18 protein-coding genes are annotated in these 20800 nt (G+C 53.5%); 11 read left to right on the forward strand and 7 right to left on the reverse strand.

What is annotated here, in order from left to right; translation table 11 throughout:
• The first annotated feature begins 114 nt into the window (after positions 1–114).
• Positions 115–1902, forward strand: coding sequence for an ABC transporter ATP-binding protein (locus tag FJ695_RS15655; protein ID WP_247653653.1), 1788 nt, complete (start codon positions 115–117; stop codon positions 1900–1902).
• A 122-nt stretch (positions 1903–2024) separates the two neighbouring features.
• Here FJ695_RS15655 and FJ695_RS15660 read toward each other — a convergent pair whose 3' ends face one another.
• Both FJ695_RS15660 and FJ695_RS15665 read right to left on the reverse strand, forming a co-directional pair.
• Positions 2025–2225 (reverse strand): alanine:cation symporter family protein, encoded by a 201-nt coding sequence (locus tag FJ695_RS15660; protein WP_247653655.1) that lies wholly within the window; start codon positions 2223–2225, stop codon positions 2025–2027.
• 132 nt (positions 2226–2357) lie between these two features.
• Positions 2358–3530: a hypothetical protein gene (locus FJ695_RS15665; protein WP_141186317.1), complete on the reverse strand. Its 1173-nt coding sequence runs from the start codon at positions 3528–3530 to the stop codon at positions 2358–2360.
• A 426-nt stretch (positions 3531–3956) separates the two neighbouring features.
• Here FJ695_RS15665 and FJ695_RS15670 point away from each other — a divergent pair, with 426 nt between their 5' ends.
• A complete protein-coding gene (locus FJ695_RS15670) occupies positions 3957–5600 on the forward strand; it encodes an EAL domain-containing protein (protein ID WP_141186318.1) in 1644 nt (547 codons plus the stop codon).
• Positions 5601–5720: 120 nt separating this feature from the next.
• Here the strand turns inward: FJ695_RS15670 and FJ695_RS15675 are convergent, their stop codons facing one another.
• Positions 5721–6494, reverse strand: coding sequence for an ABC transporter substrate-binding protein (locus FJ695_RS15675; RefSeq protein ID WP_168206380.1), 774 nt, complete (start codon positions 6492–6494; stop codon positions 5721–5723).
• 267 nt (positions 6495–6761) lie between these two features.
• On the opposite strand from FJ695_RS15675, the gene FJ695_RS15680 reads away from it, so the two are divergent.
• From FJ695_RS15680 to FJ695_RS15690, 3 genes are read left to right on the forward strand one after another with little or no spacing between them, the layout of a single operon-like run.
• Positions 6762–7313, forward strand: coding sequence for a TetR/AcrR family transcriptional regulator (locus FJ695_RS15680; protein WP_141186320.1), 552 nt, complete (start codon positions 6762–6764; stop codon positions 7311–7313).
• An 11-nt stretch (positions 7314–7324) separates the two neighbouring features.
• Entirely contained in the window at positions 7325–8419 is a 1095-nt protein-coding gene (locus FJ695_RS15685; RefSeq protein WP_168206381.1) for an efflux RND transporter periplasmic adaptor subunit, read from the forward strand.
• A gap of 32 nt (positions 8420–8451) precedes the next feature.
• Complete coding sequence (locus FJ695_RS15690) at positions 8452–11559, forward strand: efflux RND transporter permease subunit (RefSeq protein WP_141186321.1); 3108 nt, start codon at positions 8452–8454, stop codon at positions 11557–11559.
• A gap of 126 nt (positions 11560–11685) precedes the next feature.
• Here FJ695_RS15690 and FJ695_RS15695 read toward each other — a convergent pair whose 3' ends face one another.
• Together FJ695_RS15695 and FJ695_RS15700 are read right to left on the reverse strand one after the other, a co-directional pair.
• Complete coding sequence (locus tag FJ695_RS15695; RefSeq protein ID WP_141186322.1) at positions 11686–11889, reverse strand: hypothetical protein; 204 nt, start codon at positions 11887–11889, stop codon at positions 11686–11688.
• Between the two features lie 26 nt (positions 11890–11915).
• Positions 11916–12101 (reverse strand): YdcH family protein, encoded by a 186-nt coding sequence (locus tag FJ695_RS15700; protein ID WP_141186323.1) that lies wholly within the window; start codon positions 12099–12101, stop codon positions 11916–11918.
• A gap of 132 nt (positions 12102–12233) precedes the next feature.
• On the opposite strand from FJ695_RS15700, the gene FJ695_RS15705 reads away from it, so the two are divergent.
• From FJ695_RS15705 to FJ695_RS15715, 3 genes are all read left to right on the forward strand, one after another.
• Positions 12234–13172 carry a hydrogen peroxide-inducible genes activator gene (locus tag FJ695_RS15705; protein ID WP_141186324.1) on the forward strand — a complete coding sequence of 313 codons (939 nt, stop codon included), beginning with the start codon at positions 12234–12236 and terminating at the stop codon, positions 13170–13172.
• A gap of 74 nt (positions 13173–13246) precedes the next feature.
• Positions 13247–13567: an antibiotic biosynthesis monooxygenase gene (locus tag FJ695_RS15710; protein WP_141186325.1), complete on the forward strand. Its 321-nt coding sequence runs from the start codon at positions 13247–13249 to the stop codon at positions 13565–13567.
• A 326-nt stretch (positions 13568–13893) separates the two neighbouring features.
• A complete protein-coding gene (locus FJ695_RS15715) occupies positions 13894–14664 on the forward strand; it encodes an ABC transporter substrate-binding protein (RefSeq protein ID WP_141186326.1) in 771 nt (256 codons plus the stop codon).
• Between the two features lie 184 nt (positions 14665–14848).
• Here FJ695_RS15715 and FJ695_RS15720 read toward each other — a convergent pair whose 3' ends face one another.
• Positions 14849–15559 (reverse strand): ABC transporter substrate-binding protein, encoded by a 711-nt coding sequence (locus tag FJ695_RS15720; protein WP_141186327.1) that lies wholly within the window; start codon positions 15557–15559, stop codon positions 14849–14851.
• Positions 15560–15793: 234 nt separating this feature from the next.
• Between FJ695_RS15720 and FJ695_RS15725 the strand changes: the two genes are divergently transcribed.
• Positions 15794–16651, forward strand: a complete 858-nt coding sequence (locus tag FJ695_RS15725) for a GNAT family N-acetyltransferase (protein WP_141186328.1) — start codon at positions 15794–15796, stop codon at positions 16649–16651.
• A 24-nt stretch (positions 16652–16675) separates the two neighbouring features.
• Here FJ695_RS15725 and FJ695_RS15730 read toward each other — a convergent pair whose 3' ends face one another.
• Positions 16676–18157, reverse strand: a complete 1482-nt coding sequence (locus FJ695_RS15730) for a YdiU family protein (protein ID WP_141186329.1) — start codon at positions 18155–18157, stop codon at positions 16676–16678.
• A 311-nt stretch (positions 18158–18468) separates the two neighbouring features.
• On the opposite strand from FJ695_RS15730, the gene FJ695_RS15735 reads away from it, so the two are divergent.
• Positions 18469–19458: a fatty acid desaturase gene (locus FJ695_RS15735; RefSeq protein WP_141186330.1), complete on the forward strand. Its 990-nt coding sequence runs from the start codon at positions 18469–18471 to the stop codon at positions 19456–19458.
• 193 nt (positions 19459–19651) lie between these two features.
• Complete coding sequence (locus FJ695_RS15740) at positions 19652–20509, forward strand: ABC transporter substrate-binding protein (RefSeq protein ID WP_141186331.1); 858 nt, start codon at positions 19652–19654, stop codon at positions 20507–20509.
• Positions 20510–20800 lie beyond the last annotated feature (291 nt).

Genomic DNA, 20800 nt, shown 5'->3' on the forward strand with positions numbered 1-20800 from the left:
TCTTCCGGTCCGTCAGTCCTCACTGACTTATCGAATCGCGCTAAACACGGCGGACAAGGTGGTGGCGCTTTTACGGGAATAGTTTCTGGCGGCGTTTAAGAAAGGCGAGTTTGCGTGCTCAATTTTAAAAAATTGAACGCTGGGACTGACCCGGATGGAACGGTGCCTCTCATCCGGCGCCTCTTCGGGGAGAACCTGAAGACCTATGTTCCGCAATACGCGCTGGCTTTTCTGTTCATGGGCCTGGTGGCGGCCACAACCGCGGCCAGTGCCTGGATCATGCGCGATGTGGTCAACGAGGTCTTTGTCGAACGCGACAAGCAGATGGTCTATGTGATCGCCAGCGTCGTGATGGTGATCTTTGCAGTCAAAGGCGTTGCCACCTACGGTCAGCTTGTCGTTTTGGCCCGGGTCGGCAATGGGATCATTGCCAGCCTGCAGAAGCGGCTGTTCGACCACATCCTGAAGCAGGATCAGGCTTACTTCGATCGCAAGTCGCTGGCAGAAATCAATGTTATCGTCACACAGGGTGTCACCTCCGCGCGCATGACGATGGACATGGTGGTCGTCTCCTTGGGGCGTGATCTTTTGACGCTGATCGGTCTTGTGATCGTGATGGTCGTTCAAAATCCACTTCTGAGTTTCTTCGCGTTTGTCATCATGCCGCCCGCCGTCATCGGTGTTGCCGTATTGATCCGGCGGGTGAAAAAACACATGAACCGCCAGGTGGTCTCCACCGCGAAAATCACGGCAGCCCTGCAGGAGACGGTGCTGGGTGTTCGGGTGGTCAAGGCGTTTGGTATGGAAGAGGCCATGCGCGGACGTATGGGCTATTCTGTTGAGGACGTACAGGCCCAGGCCAACAAGATTGCCGCGCTCAGCGCCCGAACCTCGCCGATGATGGACACCCTCGGCGGTTTCGCCATCGCCGGTGTGATTTTCTATGGCGGTTATTCCGTGGTGGAGCTGGGCCAGGATCCAGGAGCGCTTTTCTCCTTCATCACCGCGCTGCTGCTGGCCTATGATCCGGCCCGCCGGCTGGCGCGGCTGAATGTCAATCTTGGCCGCGAGATGGTCGGCCTCAAGCTGATGTATGAGTTGCTCGATGAAACACCGGATTTGACCAGCAAGCCGGACGCCAAACATCTGGCGGTCAGCGATGGAGAAATTGTTTTTCAAGATGTCAGGTTTTCATATGGCGAGGGCACGGCACTGAATGGGGCATCCTTCACCGCTGAGCCGGGCAAGATGACCGCACTGGTTGGCGCGTCTGGCGCGGGCAAGTCGACGGTCTTTTCGCTGATCGAGCGGTTTTATGACCCGCAAGGCGGCGATATTCGCGTGGATGGCCAGTCCGTACAGGATGTTCAGATCGCCTCCTTGAGGGGCAGCATCGCCTATGTCGGCCAGGAAGCCTATCTCTTCAACATGAGCCTGCGCGATAACATTGCTGTCGGGGTTCCAGGCGCAACACAGGCGCAGATTGAGACGGCGGCAAAAGCGGCCAACGCTCATGAGTTTATTACAGAGCTGCCGGATGGTTATGAAACCAGTGCCGGGGAGGGGGGCAGCAATCTCTCAGGCGGCCAGCGTCAGAGGATCGCCATTGCCCGGGCGATGTTGCGCGACGCGCCGATCCTTCTCCTCGACGAGGCGACTTCCGCGCTTGATGCGGAATCCGAAGCCAAGATCCAATCTGCTCTGGACACTTTAATGGAAGGCCGGACCACTCTGGTGATTGCCCACCGGCTGTCGACGGTGCGCCACGCCCACCAAATCCACGTTATGGACCAGGGCAAGGTTGTTGAGAGCGGGACACATGACAAGCTCTATGATCACGACGGCATCTACCGCCGTCTGTGCGATCTGCAGTTTCAGGACAAGACGGAAGCTGCGGAATAGGCGGCTTGCTCAAGCGCGTTCGCTGAAGCGTAGACCTTTGTGTTTCAGAACTAATTCACACGAATCATGGACAAAGGAGCTGTGCCTGGGTCGACTGTTCTAGTTCAGTTGGCTGATTGAAATTAGGCGCTCTTCGAACGGCTCATGTAGGTTTCCAGCTCCCGCTTAACCACCGGCATCAAGACATAGAGCTCGACGATATTGACCACTCCCATGGCAAAGATTGCCGTGTCTGAGAATTCAATGACCGGGTCGAGAAATGCAGCAGCGCCTATGATCACTCGGTCAGATGTCGCTCGGGCAATGGCGAAAAAGGGTGCCAAGCAGGCATTTGGACGCTTGATATCTCCGAAACAAAAAAGGGCTGGCCAATGTGGCCAGCCCTTTTTTGTTGTTCTGTAAGCTGCAGTAGTATCCGAAGCAGATCAGGTTCTCGAGATCACTTAGGTCGCTGCTTATTGGTTTGCCTGGATCGATACCCCGAGCAGTTGCGGGATCATTTGCGGTGCCATCATGGCCGCGCCCATAACCTGAGCAAAAGGTACGGGGCTGTCTGGGGAGGCGCTGATTTCCAGAGAGCCTGGATCGTTCAGATATTGGGTGATGGCTGCGGCCACTTGGCCTTCCAATTCCTTATTCTGCAGCATGCCGAGCATCAGCGGGAGCGAGCCCGTCAGTCCGGCGACATATTGCGGTGTTTCAATGCCAGCCTTCTTGGCTTCTTGATCCAGGATCCGCCCTGTGAGCGAGGCATCGTCCAGCCGGATCTTAACGTTGGATACGGAAATGTTCTGCATGAGAGCCATGGATTCATCCGGATTGTCGGAAGACGTATTCAGCTTCTCGATGACCTCCCGGGTGACACCGCCAAGCGATACGGACAAAGACAAGGCAGCAGCGTTTTGGCCATCGATCTTCAGGTCCGGAATGTTGATGGTCGCCGCATCCGGATCCCACTTGCCGGAGCCTGAGACATTCATGGAAAGGGTCTCATACCCAAGCTCCTGAAGGGTCTTGGCTTCGTCAGCCTGGATTTGCTTCACATCAATAACGATACCGGTTACCGCGAAACGGCCGCTGGTCGGTTGATCCCCGTCCATGCTGTCGATGGTAGACGTGATCTTGTCGATATTGGCAATTTTGCCATTCTCGTCATTGATCTGAATCGTGGAGGCTTCGACGGTCTTGTAGCTCGGGTCGACGTTCGGAGTGCCGTCCTTGATTTCTTCTGGCGCGGGCAGGACGACGTCAGTGGCCGACATGGTGGCCATTGTCATGCCGCCATCGTCTGCGACCAGCTCTAGATTGTCCAGCTGCAATCCGCCGAGTTTCAACCGGCCATTATCAAGCACCATGCCATCGCTCAATGTCGCTGTTGCAACGGTGACTTTTTCGTCGTCATCACCATCACTCTTGAGCACGAGGTCGGATATGGTGATCACACCGCCGTTTTCGGCGACCGCGCCGTAGCTCTCGACATCCCCTTCTTCAGAGTCGAGCAGTTTCAGAAAGGCATCTGCAACCGGTACACCGGTGGCATCAAACGCCAGAACCGGGCCTGCTTGAGCGAGAAAAAGGCCGATCGCGGTTGAAAGGCCAAGGCTAATCCGGGATTTTTGGGCAAACATTTTTGAATACTCCACCAAGCAGTGTCAGAGGCCGATGCCAAAGTAGGCCATAGTTTATACCAGCCACGCCAATTAGATGCCTATTATTTGCGACCGGTGTCTGAGGCGATCAAGGTCTGATGCCTCATGTGAAAAGTCTTGTCACCCAGTTGTTGAGGCAAGATTGTGACGGATGTCACACTACGATCCATTATCCTCAATTTCATTCGTAATCCGTTGTTTAGAATAGGCGCTGGGTTGCCCTGTTTCGAATGGTACAGAAAATGGATTTCAGATTGTCAATTTGAATTCACCAAACAGATGCCAGAGCCTTGCTGTGTATCTTAAAATTCGGCTTTCAGGATTAAGAATTCATCACATATTCAGCGCTTGTTTACCCATTTCACGTCATGGTTGGCAGGACAGTGTTCACGATAGGTCTGTGCGTTGCCCTTTCGCTATTTCGGATTTGCAAAAACGGTTCTGGTTGCCCTTGTTCTGGCGACCACGCCTTTGTTTGTTATCAACATTATCCTGAACCAGTATGCTGAGAGCCGCGCACTTGACGAAATGCAGTCGATGGGACAGGTATCGGTCCACAGGGCTGAAGAAGCGATCACCACAACGGTGTCACTGCTGCAGCGCCTTGACCGGGATAATGTGCAGACATGTGCGGCGGAAGACCGGGCGATCTATGAACAGCTGATTATCGAATACGGGATGATCGATGCCATCGGCCTGGTCGATGCCTCGGGCCAGCGTATGTGCATCATTCCAGACCGGGAACTGACAGCTGAGGTGGTATTGCCGCCGTTGCGAACCGACGGTCCTTTGGTTGGTATTGGCATGTTGGAGCGCAAATACCTGGGTGCACGTGCCGCGGTCGTCAGCTGGGATCTGAAGAATGAGACCCGGTTATTTGCGGAAGTTACGCCCTCGGTGATCGCTATGGATCCTGGGCCGGAGTATTTGCGCTCCTATCGCCGGACTGAACTCCGGCTTGGAGACAATCTGCTGTGGTACAGCATCGGAGGCTATACTTCTGAAGAGTCTAATCCGAGCAACATGCTTAGCGTGGATGTGCCATCAGAGCTTTATCCATTGATTGCTATGGTCCAGGCACCGGTATCTGCTGCAATTCAAGTGGTTCAGCAACTCAAAGTGATTGCAGCGGCTGCATGTGCAGGAATTGCGCTTTTGTTTGTTGCCATCGGTGTCTGGTATTCTTGGCGGCCGGAAAGCGAAGCAAACGACGAATTTGTTGCTGCGATCCGCAATGGCGAGTTCATTCCTTATTATCAACCTGTTATGGATATCGAAACCAAGCGGGTGCGTGGGTGCGAAGTGTTGATGCGCTGGCGTCGGCCGAATGGCGTGATCGTCTCACCGGGACAATTCATGGCCTACGCGGAAGCCAATGGGCATATCTTTGACATGACCCGACACATGATGCGGGTGTCGAGCGAAGAAGTCGGCAAACTCTACGGTGAAAACCCGGACTTCAAACTGTCGATAAACCTGTTTGCGGGTCATTTCCTTGATCGCGAAATTGTTGCGGACATTAAGTCGATCTTTGAAAACTCCGAGATCTCTTATCAGCAAATCGTGGTTGAGGTTACGGAGCGCTATCCACTCGAAGACATGGACCTTGCCCGCAAGATAATGGCGGAAATGCAAGCTCTTGGTGTTCGTGTCGCACTCGATGACGTTGGAACCGGCCATGGCGGCATGGCCTATCTGCAGAAACTCGGTGTCGATATCATCAAAATCGACAAGATGTTTATCGACAGCATCAGCTCCGATGACAATTCGACCACCATCGTCGATTCTATGGTCGAGCTGGCCGACAACCTTGGCATGGGCATTATCGCTGAGGGCGTTGAGGAAGAGGAACAGATTGACCGCTTGATGGAACTTGGTGTGACTGCGGCCCAAGGCTATTATTTTGCGCAGCCAATGCCTGCTAAAGAGTTTATCGAGTTTGCCGAGCGGATCGAAGATGAAGCCCGTGAGCGGGCGCGGATCGCCGCAGAAGCAGCGGCTGCGGAACAGGCTGCTGCGGAAGCTGCCATGTCGGAAGCTGCTGCTTAGCGCGTCCCCAAAAGCGGTAATGCGGTTTCCTCAGCAACGATTGTTGGCCGGTGCAGTCTCGAACTATGCCTCTTTGTGCACCCATGCGACCAAGCTGGAATGGGCGGCTATTGGAAAAACTTAGTTAGGAGCCAAGGACAGCTGACTCACATAAGTTCGGAAGTCGTCAATGTTATTAAACGGCAAGAGTGTTTGCATCATTCCGTTTGACCACATTCCCCGGATTGTACCGTTTAGGTCAGGCAAGATTTTGAAGGCCTTTGGTGTTGCTGCAACGAGAGCTGCTCCATAAACAAACATTGGCCGTTCGGGATTGTGGATCAGAGTTTCGATCCCGGCTTTCTTCATGGCCTGAAGGACGACGAACTCATCGGAGATATAAGCGTCTGCATGTCCAAGATCGACCATCTGAACCGCAGATAAATCCGAGTCCGTGTAGCTGATCTTTATGTCCGGATCTTGCAGGATCGCCGGGTCCAGGCCGTAGCCCAATGTTGCTGCAAGGGTTTTTTCGCGCAGGTCTTTTGCGGTCTTTGGGATTGCATTTCCTTTTCGGACAAACACGAAATCCCGGCGGAATATCATGGGCAGGGACCTTTCGGTCGAGAACGTCTCATAATCAGACATTTCTATCTCGAGAATAGGCATTCCAAAATCAACCTTGCCTGTTTTGAGCAGGACGGGAACCCGTCTGCTGGGGACCACGGAAATTTCGACTGAATGCCCAGTGCGTTCGAATATCTCGGTGACGGCGACGGCTAGCATTCCGGACCGGCCGTCTTTGCTCACAAGCCCTTCCAGATGTGGAGAAGCGACACGAAAGGTGTCAGCCATAGCAATCGGAACGCTGAGCAACAGATTTATGGTCAGGCAAATTGAGAACAGAAAATTCATGGAGCCTCTCTTCCGTAAGGTTAGCATGAGGCGCCTGGCAAAAGGAAACAGATCGGCAGGGAATTACCCGCCATCGCAGGTGGCGTTTCGGGAAAGGCAATCGGCCAACGGTATGTCGCAACGGCCTTTCGACAGGTTGCAGGCACTTCTGGTTGCTCGACAAAGACCAAATGATGCATTGGAGAAATGCCTCATCTTTACTGTACCGGCTGGACGGTTTATATGAAGACTTACTGTACCGGCTGGACGGTTTGGAAATTGTGAGCCATGTCAAAAAACACCAAGGATACCAAGGGCCAGATCCTGCAGGCTGCGCTGGAAGTTGTCTCCCAGTCCGGGACGGCTGCTCTGACGCTTGAAGCTGTCGCCGAAGAAGCGGGCTTTTCCAAGGGAGGCTTGCTTTATAATTTCCCAACCAAAGACGCGCTTATCCGGGGGATGGTGGAATTTCTAGCCGGTAAGTTCGAAGCGGAAATCGCAACTGCGCGAGACGTGAACAGGGCGTCCAAATCGCCAACTCTGGCGGCAATGGTCGATGTTACGGAAGGCTGGCTCCGTCAGCAAAGGGACGTGGCTCGTGCTATATTACCGGCGACGGCCGACAAACCAGACTTAAGACAGCCCTTCATTGATGTGAAGCTTCGATTGCGCGCTGCGATTTTGGAAGAGACCGGGGATCTTGGCGCAGCTTTCGCAATATGGACAAGCCTTGAAGGGCTGCATTTTTCTGAAGCGCATTGCGTTTCCACTTTGACAGACGACGATCGTGCCGCGGTATTCAGCGAATTACGCGCCCGGCTGGCAGAATTGAACAAATAGGACGGATATCAATGTTGGCATTGTTGAGGGCGCCGGCTGCCAAGGCGGCGGTTATTGTGCTATCGGCGGCGTTTTTAGGCGCGTGTCAGGAAGATGTGGTGGACCCAATTGCTGAGGCGGAAGCGAAATTGCACGCCGCACCACGCCCGGCGAAATTGTTCACAGTCACGGATCAGATTGGTCTGATCGAGCGGCGTTTTGCCGGCCGTGTCGCTGCTGTTCAGACCGTGGATTTGTCATTCCAGGTCAAGGGCCGACTGGTAGAGTTGCCGGTTTTGGAGAGCCAGCAGGTCTCCAAGGGCGATCTGATTGGTAAACTGGAAACGGCCGATTATGACCGGGCTCTGCGTGAGGCGACCATCAATGTTGAGCAGGCCAAGCGGGAACTGGACCGGCTGGAAACGCTGCGCGACCGGTCTGTCATCTCTGTTTCGGCTTTCGACGCCCAGAAAGACAAATACGATCTAGCGGTTGAGCGCTTGAAGGAAGCCAAGCAGGATCTGGAATACACCGATTTGCGTGCACCTTTTGATGGCATCGTATCGCTGCGCCTGATCGACAATTTCACTACAGTGAGCGTTGGAACGCCTGTGGTGCGGTTGCATGACATCTCTGAAGTTCAGGTGGATATCAACGTTGCTGAGGCTCTGTTTGGCCGGGTCACGGAAACGGAAGTCGTTTCTATGGAAGCCAGGTTCCCAGCATACAAGGATGTCTGGTTTCCTCTGATATATCGGGAGCATTCGTCGCAAGTGGATGATGTTACCCAAACATACCGGGTCACGCTGGCCATGCCGCGTAAAGATGCCGACCAGCTGTTCCCGGGTATGACGGCTTCGGTTCGGGTCAAATTTCTGCCGGAAGGACTGGAGCTCGGAGAAATGTTCCTGATCCCAACAGGATCAGTCGCGATTGATGGTGATGGCAAGTCCTTCGTCTGGATCTTTGATGACAAAAGCGGCGCTGTCGCCAAGCGAGGTGTGGAAGTCGGCACCATTATGGGCGACTACATTCCCGTCAGCTCCGGACTAGGGGCTGGTGAAGAGATCGTATCCGCTGGAGCCGCCTTCTTGAGCGAAGGCCAGGTCGTGCGCCCGCTGCGCTGATCCCACGACATTAGGAACAAGGATTAGATCCCTTGGATATTGCACGTTATTCCATCCAAAAACCGGTCAATACGTGGATGATCGTTGTCATGGCGCTGCTTGGCGGCCTGTGGGGACTGAGCACCGTCGGCCGGCTGGAAGACCCGGCTTTCACCATCAAGGAAGCCCAAGTCATCACCGGTTATGCAGGTGCGACTGCAGCAGAGGTTGAGAACGAGGTCACAGAAATCCTTGAGACGGCCATCCAGCAGATGCCGCAACTCAAGAAAATCACTTCGGTCTCCGAACCTGGGCTGTCACGCATCCGGGTAGAGATCAAAGACACTTATGACGGCACGGAGTTGCCGCAGGTCTGGGACGAGCTGCGCCGCAAGGTCAGCGACGAACAGCGCCAATTGCCCGCAGGGGCAGGAACCCCGTTGGTCTATGATGATTTCGGTGATGTCTACGGCTTGTTCTATGCCTTTACAGCGGACGGCTATACCAACAGGGACATTCGGCAAACGGTCAAGCGTATTCGCCGCGAATTGCTGACCGTGACCGGGGTCGGCAAAGTGGATATTTCCGGTGAACCGGAGGATGTCATCTACCTCAATGTCGATCACGACAAGATTGCCGGCCTTGGCATATCTATGACCGACATAATCGGCGTTTTGGATGCTGAAAACCGGATACAAACCAACGGTTCGGGCATCTCTGGAAACAAACGGATCCGTCTGATGACGGCATCGGCCTTTGATGATTTCCGGGGGATTCAGGACCTTGTGATCGGCCGCCCGGGCTCCACCGCGATGATCCGCTTGTCTGACATCGCAACCCTCGAACTGGGCGAGCCTGAACGGCCATCGCGCTTGATCCGCCACGATGGTCAGGAAGCCGTTACCATCGGGGTGTCCCAGGTCGACGGTGCCAACATCGTGGAAGTCGGTGCCCGGGTCATTCAAAAGCTCGCGGAAATTGAAGGGCAGCTCCCGGTTGGGATGCAGATCCATCCGATTTATGAACAAAACATCGTGGTCGATGAATCGGTGAACGGATTTATCATCAACTTGGCCGCATCCGTGGTCATTGTGATCGGTGTTTTGGCGTTGTTCATGGGGTGGCGTGCCGCGCTGGTCGTCGGAACAGTTTTGTTGTTGACCGTGATGGCAACAGTTCTGTTTATGCGTCTCTTTGCAATTGAAATGGAACGGATTTCACTCGGCGCGCTGATCATTGCCATGGGGATGCTTGTCGACAACGCCATCGTTGTGGCTGAGGGCATGATGATCAACATGCAGCGCGGCATGCGGGCGATTGAAGCTGCGAGCAAAGTGGTCAAGCAGACCATGTGGCCGCTGCTGGGTGCCACCGTCATCGGAATCATGGCGTTTTCCGGGATTGGTTTGTCGCCGGATGCGACGGGCGAATTCTTGTTCTCCCTGTTTGCTGTGATCGGGATTTCGCTGCTGCTGTCCTGGGTATTTGCAATCACCGTGACACCCTTGTTCGGCAAGTATTTTTTCCGAACGGCAGAAGATGTTGATGGTGACCATGATCCTTACAAAGGCATTCTTTACACGGTCTACCGGAAGTTTCTGATTGGTACCTTGCATGTTCGTCTTCTGACGATTGCCGTTCTGATCGGGATCACAGTTGCCTGTGTCATGGCTTTCGGCAACGTCAAACAGGCGTTTTTTCCAGACAGCAACACACCGCTTTTTTATGTCCACTACTGGACGCCTCAAGGGACCGATATCCGGGCAACGGAAGCTGATTTGAAGGAAATGGAAGCCATCGTTCTGGCCGATGACCGGGTCAGCACGGTCACCAGTTTTGCTGGCGGCGGCGCGACGCGGTTCATGCTAACCTATGGCCCGGAGGATGACAATCCAGCCTATGGCCATATGATCATCCGGACCACAAGCCGGGAGGTGATCGACGGGCTTGCGCTGGATCTCCGCGAACAGTTTTCGGAGAAATTTCCCTCAGCTCAGGTCATCACCAAACGGCTGGTATTTGGGCCTGGCGGAGGTGCAAAAATCGAAGCGCGCTTCTCCGGACCGGATGCAAATACACTCAAACGCCTAAGTGATGAGGCCAAGGCCATCTTCTCTCTGCCGGATAACAAGCTCGCAGATATCAACACTGACTGGCGTCAGCGCGAACTCGTCGTCCGGCCGGTTTTTGATGAAGACCGGGCTCGCATATCCGGGATTACCCGAGAGGAGTTATCTCTGGCCCTGCAGTTTGCCACCGAAGGTGTGCAGGTTGGTGCGTATCGCGATTTTGATGAAAGCATTCCGATTGTCGCGAGAAAAGCGGGTACTGACGGCATTTCGGTCAATGAAAGCGTGTCTGACTCCGTTGTCTGGAGCGCCAGCCAACGCCGGTATGTCCCGGTCGATCAGGTCGTGCGTGAATTCGTCATGGAACCGCAGGACACCTTGATCCAGCGCCGCAACCGCGTGCGCACGATTACAGTGCAGGCGGAGACGACGGGCGGTGAAACAGCAACAGCGGCCCTGGCCCGTGTCCGGCCTCAGATCGAAGCCATTGTCCTGCCCGCCGGGTATGCATTGGAGTGGGGAGGCGAATACGAGAGTACCAACGATGCCCAGGCATCCCTTGGGGCACAGCTGCCGCTTGGTTTCCTGGTGATGTTGATCATCTCAATTCTGCTGTTTGGATCGATCCGCCAGCCGCTGATTATCTGGCTGATGGTCCCGATGTCGATCAACGGTGTCGCGATTGCGCTATTGGCGACTGACACGCCGTTCGGTTTCATGTCGTTGCTCGGCTTCCTGTCGCTGTCTGGCATGCTGATCAAAAACGCGATCGTGTTGCTTGAGGAAATCGATCTGATGATCGGTGAGGGCAAGGAGAAGTATCAGGCTATTGTCGAGGCGAGCGTCTCACGTATGCGGCCGGTAATGCTGGCTGCGATTACTACGATCCTGGGTATGGCGCCGTTGTTGTCGGATGCGTTCTTCCGAGGGATGGCCGTCACAATTATGGGGGGGCTGGCCTTTGCGACAGTACTGACGCTGATTGCTGCCCCGGTACTGTACGCGCTGTTTTTCCGGGTCCGCCCGACTAAGGCAGGTCAATCTAAATCACCGGCAATGCCGGCGGACGCTCAGCCTGCCGCCGGAGAATAGTCAAAAACAAACCGCCTGCCAGCAAAGCCTTCTTTCTTGAAAGCTCTGAGTGGCAGGCGGCAATGCCCGGCTGGTGGGCCGCCCCTGGCGGAAACGAGAGGCCGGATGGGACCGGGCAGTGTGGATCTACTTCAAGTGTGCCAACTCGCCGCGCAGGCGGGATTTGCACTCTTTGACGTTACCCAGAACTCTGGTGCAGACGCCGTGTGAGTTTTCCTTTTCGACCAGGAAGGAGTCCATCCGGGCCTCCAAATCCCGCAAGCGGGAGCGCCGGGATGCGGACCCGGACGGCAATGCGTTGATCCCGTAATAAGGCCAGAACAAAGTCATCGGTTAGTTCCTTTCGAAATTTGGGGTCAGGCTGCAGACTGAGTGCAATTCATCGACAGTTCGATGCGCTGAATTTCATCACGCATACGCAGTTTGAATTTCTTGAGTGCCCGGATGTGCTCACGGTCTGGATAAGCGTGCAGCTCCTCACGCCGGATCAGGCTGTCCAGTGTACCGTGCTGTTTGCGCAAGGAAGTCAGGCGTGCGTGCATTATCGGGCTCCTCAAAAAGTGTTGCTTTGACACCTCCTGATATGGAAATGAAATCTCGATAGTTGAAATACATTGTTTCAATCATATCGATAGATTATCTCTATGTCTGGTAAGTGTTGGAGGTAAACTGATATGGGATATCGGCCATCTGCCAGGCAGCTTGAGTATTTCATCGCGCTCGCAGAGTGCACGCATTTCGGAAAAGCAGCAAAAACATGCTATGTCTCACAGCCAACATTATCTCATCAATTCAAACTATTAGAAGAAGGTCTTGAGACATCACTTTTAGAAAGGGGTGCTGCTGGAATCAGTTTGACTGCTGCAGGCGAACGATTGCTGCCCTTGGCCCGGCGCGCCTTGGAGGCATTGGACGATTTTGTGACCGCGGCTGAGGCAGGACGGGAAAATTTGGGTGGTTTGATCCGTCTGGGCGTTCCATCCACCTTCGGGCCGTATTTCATGCCGTATTTGCTGCCGATTCTAAAATCGAGCTACCCTGGATTGGAGCTGTACATCCGCGAAGACCGGCCTGCGGTTCTAGAACAACAGATCCTTGACGGCAGTCTGGATTGCATCATTTCGCCGGACCTGACCGGCACTGAGCGTCTACAGGCTCTTCAATTGTGCCGGGAGGAGTTGTCGCTTGCCGTGCCTAGGTCTCATCCGCTTGCCGGCTTGGACGTTATTCCGGTGGAGATGTTAGGCGGAGAGCGGCTACTCACGCTTAGTCAAGGGTTCCGATTGCACGATGATGTGCAGGCCCTAGCCCATGCGGCAGGGGCGGAGTTCCGGCAGGATTATGAAGGCACAAGTCTCGATGCTTTGCGCCAGATGGTTTCCATCGGCATGGGGCTGTGTCTGTTTCCGGCCGCTTACATCGCGTCCGAATTCGGTAAAGAGCCCGATGTCCTGTTGAAAAATGTAGCAGATGCAAACCTAAGCCGAACCATCTGTATCGCTTGGCGGCGGGAAAGTGCCCGCTCGGAACACTTCGAAGAGCTGTTCGAGCTGTCGTACAGAGCCGTTGTAACGATGCAGGTTCCAGGAATCGTAGCAATCCGGTCATCATGAAGAGGAAAATGGCGGTCAAGTTGCCCCTGCGGGAAAATCATGTCAGCCTTGAAGAAACTCAACGGAGATGTGCCATGCCCCAGATTTCCGCCGGTACCGATTGCCAGACCGTCATCACCACGTTCGAAATGACCCCGGGGACTTGTTTAGACCTCCTGGAAGAACTCAAAGACGCCTATGACAGCTTTATCCAGCATCAGCCAGGGTTTATTGGCGCCGGTTTGCATGTCAACGACGCTCAGACCCGGATTGCCAACTATTCTCAATGGCGCAAGCGCGATGATTTTCTGGCCATGCTGCGGTCACCAGAAATGCGCGAGCGCAACCGCCGGATCTCAGCACTGTGCAAGAGCTTCGAGCCGGTGATGTACGACGTCGCGGAGAGCTTCGCATAAATTGCATGGATTTAGCGCAGACAAATCGTAGGTAGTCGCCTTTGCAGCATGCCTGAGATGTTGGTCTTAGGAAGAACTGATTTCAACCAAGTCTCTGCGTCTCTACAAAACTTTTTTTGCTTAGATGTATGCATTATCTCGCATGTATAATCTAGCGACCGATAGTAATTAAGTTCAGCGGGTAAATATAATATTTTGTTGCCTTTACGGTCGGTGTGCGAATAGGGATTAATCCTGATTAGATAAAATAAAAAACTTACTTGGGAAAACTATAAAGGCATGGCACTATTGGGTGATCGTAAAAATCCCAGCCGGGGGATTTCGTTTTGTTTAGACTTCTACTTATCCAACTCCTCGCTCTGTGTATTTCTGTCAGCGTTGCTGCTGCCGGCAAACCCACCAAGATACGCCTAACCAACGGCGAATGGGCGCCATATCAATCCGAAAACTTGCCCGAATATGGGGCCGCTTCGGAGCTGGTGACAAAAGCCTTTGAAGCCGTGGGCATTGAAGTTGAGTACGGGTTCTTCCCTTGGAACCGGGCGATGATGCTTGTGGAACGCGGGGCATGGGACGGCACATTCATGTGGGTGCTGACACCAGAACGCGAGCGCCTGTATCTGCCTAGCGATCCTTTATTTACTTTGCGGGAAGTCGTGTTCTTCTCTCACGACAATCCGGTTGCGGCCCAAAAAGCGGAAGATCTAACCGGCAAGGTTATGGGGGCACTGGATTCAAGTGCATTTGGCCGGCAGTTTACTACGCTGGTTGAGAATGATTCTATCATTGTTGCTCGTGTGCCGAACAACCAGCAACTCTTTCAGATGCTCGCAATGGGGCGGGTGGATTTTGTGCCAGAACTGGAAACCAGCGGTTATGATGCTGTTCGCGAACATCTGACGGAAGATCAACGGAAGCGGATCAGTCATCTTGAGAGTTTGACTTATCCCTGGTCCTACCATCTGCTGATTTCCCGGCAGACTGAAGACGGTCCCTATTTTGTCGACGCCTTCAACCGCGGTATGGCCATCATCCGAGCAAACGGCGAGTTTGAGCGCATCATCGGGTCCTATATCCGGCCGAAACCGATTAATTGACTTACGGATGAACCTCTCGACCGCGTTTGTTTCCTTTGGACGAGAAGAGATCGACCAAGGCGTTGTGCGGTATAAGGTTGTTAGCTCCGCCGGGTATCTCGATCAGCCGAACACAATAACGGCCCCGGCACTCGTGTGCGTAGGGGCCGTTTACATTTCTGAACAGTGAAAACGTCTGTCTAGCTTATTGGTAGTTGGCTAGGATTTTAGCCTGCGTTCCGTCGTCGATCATCGATTTCAGAGCATCCTGCATCTTCTTGACGTTTCCGGCGTTTGTGCCAGGGTTACAAGCCATGGATAGCACGGTTTCAGACAGAACGACCGCGATATCTACGTCTTTACCGTCCTTTTTCAAACTGTTGTAGAACGCCTCGGAGACTGCAACCAGGTCAATCCGGCCAGCATCTAGCTTCTTCAAGGTTGTTTCCATGTTCTTTGCTGCGTCGATTTTCGGAAACCCCTGATCCTTGAGAAGGGACTCTGTGTAGTCTTGTGACTGAGTGCCAACAGTGAAAGCTTTCGCGTCTTCAATTGTCGACGGGTTCACATCCGAACCGGATTTTTTCATCAGAAGCGTCCGGTCGACGTTAAGGGGCTCAACCCAAACAAACTTGGGATCGCGTTCAGCCGTATGGGAAGCCGTGAAGACGCAATAATCCGCTTTCTTCTCTGCAAGGCCAATGGCGCGTGACCACTGAGCCATCTCTACATCATAAGAAAGTCCAGCGCGGTTCATGACTTCAAACACTTGGTCTGCGCCAAATCCGACAATCTTGTCACCATCCGTGTAGTTGAACGGCTTGTATTCTTCCGTTGTCAGGTTGATATCCGCCGCCATAGCTGGTGACATCACTGTAACTGCAGCAAGCGCGATAAGTCCGGTAGCGAATTTCATAATTGTTCCTTTCTGGAGCGACCTTGTCCGGTCTTTTTTGGCCTGCCTGATTAGAGGGGCAAGGTCACTACAATAGGTTACGCGGTGTGTTGAAAATTCCGGAAAAACATGAACTAGGTTATTGAAATATTGACGGAAATCGAGATTGTGACTATTGCTGATCGGACAACTGACAATGCGATTTTCGTCTGACCATTGCAGTTTTGAACACCTAATTCACCTCTGGACTGTTCCATGCCAATTGAAGTGACAAATTGCAGTGATATCGCAGCCGAAGATCTGTGTGCTGCGCTCAATCTTGCGTTTTCCGACTATCTGGTTCCGTTGCAAATGGACGTTTCGGCTTTCAAGGATTTTCAGGTTCAGCGCGGTTTTTCGGCGGAGCATTCCTTTGTCGCCCGGTCAGGGAATGAAATCGCCGCGTTCTGGCTGGCCAGCACACCGCTGAAAGACTACGGAAACCGCTGCTACACACTGTCGACAGGAACAGTGCCCGCCCACAGGCGAAAAGGTCTAATCAAAACCCTTTTTCATATGGTCTCGAACGCCTGCCAAGCGGACGGCGCATCGGGCCTGCAACACGAAGTGATTACCACAAACAACGGGGCTGTTGCCGTCTATAAAGCCATGGGATTCCGGCGGGCCCGTGACCTGCTGGTCTATAAGGTACCTTCTGAATCCCTTTCGGTTTCAGTGCCAGATGGTTTCGAAATCCGGGCTTTGACAATTGGGGAATTGCCTGTGCTCTCTGACTTTTTTGAAGACGTGCAAGCCACCCCGCAAAACAGCCGGGCGGCGGTTGGCAGTCAACCAGTGACCACCAAACTTATAGGTGCGTTTCAACGGGATGGAACGTTGATCGGGTGGGGCGCCATCTATCAAAGCGGTGCGGTTGTCCAGATCGCGGTTCGCAGGGATGTTCGCAGGCAGGGTGTTGGCACGGCGATTGTTATTGCTTTGGCAAAGGCCGTCGATACGGAGGTGCTGTCCTTCGTGAATGTTGATGCGGAAGCAACAACACTCACAGCCTTTTTAACTGCGTTAGGCGGTGAAGAAGTTCTGCGCCAATATGAAATGCGATTGCAGTTCTAAATTGGCCTTACAAGCTTGTCCGGATTAGGTGCCGCAAAAAGTCTGGTAGGGGCCGAAATCTGTAGGTGCGGGTTCGGCAAAGGCCTCTAAGCCGGGGCGCTCGTCAAACGGATTTTTCAGCACTGCAAGCAGCGTTTTAACCGGGGCATAATCAGCTCTTTCTGCCGCCGACAAAACCTCTTCCACCTTATGATTGCGCGGTATGTAGATCGGATTGATCCGGTTCATGGAAGCGCTGATCTCATCCAATGGTCTAGCTTCCGTTGCAAGCCGTTGCATCCACCGGTCCAACCAAGTGCTGACGCGGGCGGGGTCAGCAAAGAGCGTTTTGACGCTTTCGTCATTTCCATTGACGGCCTCAGAAAGCTTCCGGAACACCAGCGTATAATCGGCCTTTTGCTCTGTCATCGTGCTGAGAAGCTCTTCGAACAACTGAACGTCGTCATCCTGATGGCTTTCAAGGCCGTGCTTTTGACCCATACCTTTGATCCAGGCTGCTTTATAGAGCTCTGGATACCGGTCGAGTTCTGTGGAAGCGAGCGCGACGGCCCTGTCTAAATCCTCCGCATCGAACAAGGGAAGCAGCGCTTCAGCCAGCCGGGCCAGGTTCCACTGCAGGATTGTTGGCTGGCGGCCAAAAGCGTATCGTCCGCCATGATCGATGGAACTGAAAACGGCTGCGGGGTCGTAGGCATCGATAAAGGCGCAGGGGCCATAGTCGATGGTTTCGCCGGATATTGTAGTGTTGTCGGTGTTCATCACGCCATGCACAAACCCGATCAGCATCCATTTGGAGACGAGGGCCGCTTGCCGTTCGATCACCTGCCTGAAGAACTTTAGATAGCGATCATTTTCTCCGGACAGATCAGGATCGTGCCGGGCGATGGCATAATCGGCAAGCTGGCGAACTTTGTCCGTTTCGCTTCTTGCTGCGAAAAACTGAAATGTGCCGACCCGCAAATGGCTGGAAGCCACACGAGCAAGAACGGCGCCCGGTTTTGTGCCCTCGCGCGGGATCATCTCACCTGTGGTGACCGCGGCAAGGGCCCGGGTGGTAGGGACGCCGAGTGCATGCATGGCTTCGCCGAGGATATACTCCCTGAGCACCGGTCCGATCACAGCCTTGCCATCGCCGCCGCGCGAAAACGGTGTCCGGCCAGAGCCTTTTAGATGAATGTCCTGGCGTTGGCCTTGGCGGTCGATGATTTCACCGATCAAGAGCGCCCGCCCATCGCCGAGCTGCGGGGAAAACCCGCCGAACTGATGACCCGCATAGACCTGGGCGAGGGGAGATGCCCCCTCAGGGCGGGATACACCGGCAAAAATCGCAGCCCCGTCTGTCCCGCTTAAAGACGCCGCATCCAGGCCGAGGGCATCGGCAAGGTCATCGTTGAACAACACCATCTTGGGGTCAGGCACAGCTGCCCCTTGCCAATCGACATAGAACCCCGGCAGATCCCGGGCATAGGTATTATCGAACTGAAAGAGCGGTGGCTGGCTGGTCATATCCGGTCTTGGAAATCTTGTTAAAGACGCTGGCAGAATATAGTCGCCGGCGCATCCGCTTTCGAGCCTTTGATACGAAAAAACACGTAAAGAAAAGCTCTTGCCAGATTCGGCGGTATCTCCAAAAAATCACTGATTGATCGGTGGCGACGCAGGTCAGTGCAATCTATTGATGAAAAGACCAGTAAAAATGGCCGAAATAGGGAACTTTATGGGGAGTGCGACGGAAGGCGCGTTGACCAGTCACCGCGGGTCTGTCACCACGTGTCCCAAGGGAATAGTCCCGATCTTTAAAATACCGGGATGTTCCATTGCAGCCTAATCAGATTAAGGACCTTGCCGCGCATTGCGAGCAGTTCCGCACGCCCAACACTGGAATTGCGATTGGGCAGATTGTAACCACCGTCATTCCATTTATAGCGCTGATCGGCGCAATGTATTTCAGTTTGGATTACAGCTACTGGATTACACTTGCCTTGTCGCTGCCTGCAGCCGGAATGATCATCCGCTTCTTTATCATTCAGCATGATTGCGGCCACGGATCGTTTTTTGCGTCCAAAACGGCGAATGACCTGACGGGGCGGCTCATCAGCATCGTAACCTTGACGCCTTACGCCTATTGGCAACGGGCCCATGCGCTTCACCATGCGACCTCGTCCAATCTCGATCGGCGTGGTTTTGGTGACATCGATACGCTGACGGTAGCGGAATACAAAGCGCTGCCATTGATGAAACGGATCAATTACCGGATTTACCGCAATCCGTTCATCATGACGTTCGTGGGCGGTGTTGTGCATTTTCTGATCATTCAGCGGCTGCCATTCACCGTGCAAAGACCTTCACGGAAAATGACCAGCAGCGTTCTTATGCTGAACGTAGCAATTATCGTTGTCTACGGCGCAATCGGCGCACTGTTTGGCTGGGTGAACTTTGTCTTGATCTTTGCCCCGATCGTGGTGTTCTCAGGTGCGGCGGGTGTTTGGTTGTTCTATGTCCAGCATCAGTTTGAAGAAACACATTGGTCTAGAGACGGGGAGTGGGATCGAAAGACCGCTGCCGTGCTCGGCTCATCTTACTACCAGCTGCCGGGTATCCTGAATTGGTTCACCGGCAACATTGGACTGCATCATATTCACCACCTGTGCAGTCACATTCCCAATTACCGTTTGCAGGAGTGCATGGCCGCGAAGCCTGAATTGGCATCCATCAACCGGCTGACGTTTTGGGAAAGCTTGAAGTGCGCGCATCTGGCACTTTGGGATGAAGACAGCAGACGCCTGGTATCATTTGCACAGGCGTAAAATCGCGTCGTCTTGAGTGGGGACGGCGCGGAAGGTCTTCTTCCGTTTCTGAGTATCTGTGACAATCTACAAACTATACGGCTATCTGGCGTATAGTTGACTGCTCATAACCGTTTTTTTGCCGGATGACACATAATTGGGCAGACAACGGAACTTCAAAAAGTGGCTTCACGCCTTAGGGAGGCACTTGCAGATGATAAAGGTATCTGTTTGCAGCAGCACTCCAGAAGTCTGCGACGAAGCCGCGTATAGAGGGGTTCGGCAAGTTTTTGTTAAAAAGGCAATGCACATCTCGGGCGCAACAGCGTTCTTCAGTAGATGGGCAGCTGTTGTTTCATCTTTGTTTCTGTTTTGCACTCCCTCAGTCATTGCTGAGGAGCCGCGCTTAGAACGCCCTGTTCTTGTGACCGGGCAAGCGGAAGATGGGTATCGGCCCTTCCTATTTCCGGTAGGAGCGCCGCGGCGCGGTATCTATTACGACATTGCCGAACGAGTCACCGCCATCACTGGCATCGAAATCAAATGGGAAGTAATGCCGGCAACCCGTGGCCGGTATCTGTTTGAAAGCTGTCAGGTACAGCTCGAATTTGGGGTCTCACCGACGTGGTATTCCGATAAAGAGCTGGCGAACTCGCACTTTTCAGAACCGTTTATGAAACACATCGACGCCCTTGCATATGCAGGGCCGGACCAGGGCGTGGACCAAATCTCCGTGAAGGACGAGCCCGTTTTAGCGATTCTAGGGTATCGATACCCCACTTTTGAGTTTGATGAGCGGTTTGACGTCAAGTCCGAACGGACAATGATTATGATGCTTCACCAAGGCAGGGCAAAGGCCGGTATCCTTGAAAAAACGGTCGGTCAATATCTCGCAAATGACATGGGAGTGGAGATAAACTTTGCGCAAACGGTAGAAACCACGGAGTTGTCCCTTCGGGTTCATCCCTGCGCTGAAGCCCATTTACCGGCCTTGAACCAAGCCATTGCCGAACTGAAAAACAGCGGTGAAATCGGCCGGATCATGGAAAGCTACCTCAAGCCGGTTCCGTGATGCTTATGAGTTTTCGCCGCATGGCATCGCGCAAATCGCAAATTATCGGCCGCTGGAAATTGAATTGAGGCTCTGTCGTTAAGAAGCGCGACGCGTGTCTGAGCTGGCTGTTATGTGATTCACATTTATCTTTTGCGCTCGTCATTTATCTCGATGAGAGTTTGCGAAGTCTGGCAATCGTCATCCGTTACGGGGCTTCGCAATCCTCGTTTTTTTGCCTTATTTTCATAATTTCGCATGTTGATTGTGGATGTTTCCGCCAAATGCGTCACAACACCCAGCCTGCATATT

The sequence above is a fragment of the Labrenzia sp. PHM005 genome (genome assembly GCF_006517275.1).
Taxonomy (GTDB): domain Bacteria; phylum Pseudomonadota; class Alphaproteobacteria; order Rhizobiales; family Stappiaceae; genus Roseibium.

Bases quoted from the DNA above. Each gene is read 5' to 3' on its own strand.
- FJ695_RS15710 (WP_141186325.1), top strand. From the start codon at position 13,247: ATGCCCCAGATTTCCGCCGGTACCGATTGCCAGACCGTCATCACCACG.
- FJ695_RS15720 (WP_141186327.1), bottom strand. From the start codon at position 15,559: ATGAAATTCGCTACCGGACTTATCGCGCTTGCTGCAGTTACAGTGATG.
- FJ695_RS15705 (WP_141186324.1), top strand. From the start codon at position 12,234: ATGGGATATCGGCCATCTGCCAGGCAGCTTGAGTATTTCATCGCGCTC.
- FJ695_RS15695 (WP_141186322.1), bottom strand. From the start codon at position 11,889: ATGACTTTGTTCTGGCCTTATTACGGGATCAACGCATTGCCGTCCGGG.
- FJ695_RS15680 (WP_141186320.1), top strand. From the start codon at position 6,762: ATGTCAAAAAACACCAAGGATACCAAGGGCCAGATCCTGCAGGCTGCG.
- FJ695_RS15700 (WP_141186323.1), bottom strand. From the start codon at position 12,101: ATGCACGCACGCCTGACTTCCTTGCGCAAACAGCACGGTACACTGGAC.
- FJ695_RS15665 (WP_141186317.1), bottom strand. From the start codon at position 3,530: ATGTTTGCCCAAAAATCCCGGATTAGCCTTGGCCTTTCAACCGCGATC.
- FJ695_RS15740 (WP_141186331.1), top strand. From the start codon at position 19,652: ATGATAAAGGTATCTGTTTGCAGCAGCACTCCAGAAGTCTGCGACGAA.
- FJ695_RS15730 (WP_141186329.1), bottom strand. From the start codon at position 18,157: ATGACCAGCCAGCCACCGCTCTTTCAGTTCGATAATACCTATGCCCGG.
- FJ695_RS15725 (WP_141186328.1), top strand. From the start codon at position 15,794: ATGCCAATTGAAGTGACAAATTGCAGTGATATCGCAGCCGAAGATCTG.
- FJ695_RS15685 (WP_168206381.1), top strand. From the start codon at position 7,325: ATGTTGGCATTGTTGAGGGCGCCGGCTGCCAAGGCGGCGGTTATTGTG.
- FJ695_RS15675 (WP_168206380.1), bottom strand. From the start codon at position 6,494: ATGAATTTTCTGTTCTCAATTTGCCTGACCATAAATCTGTTGCTCAGC.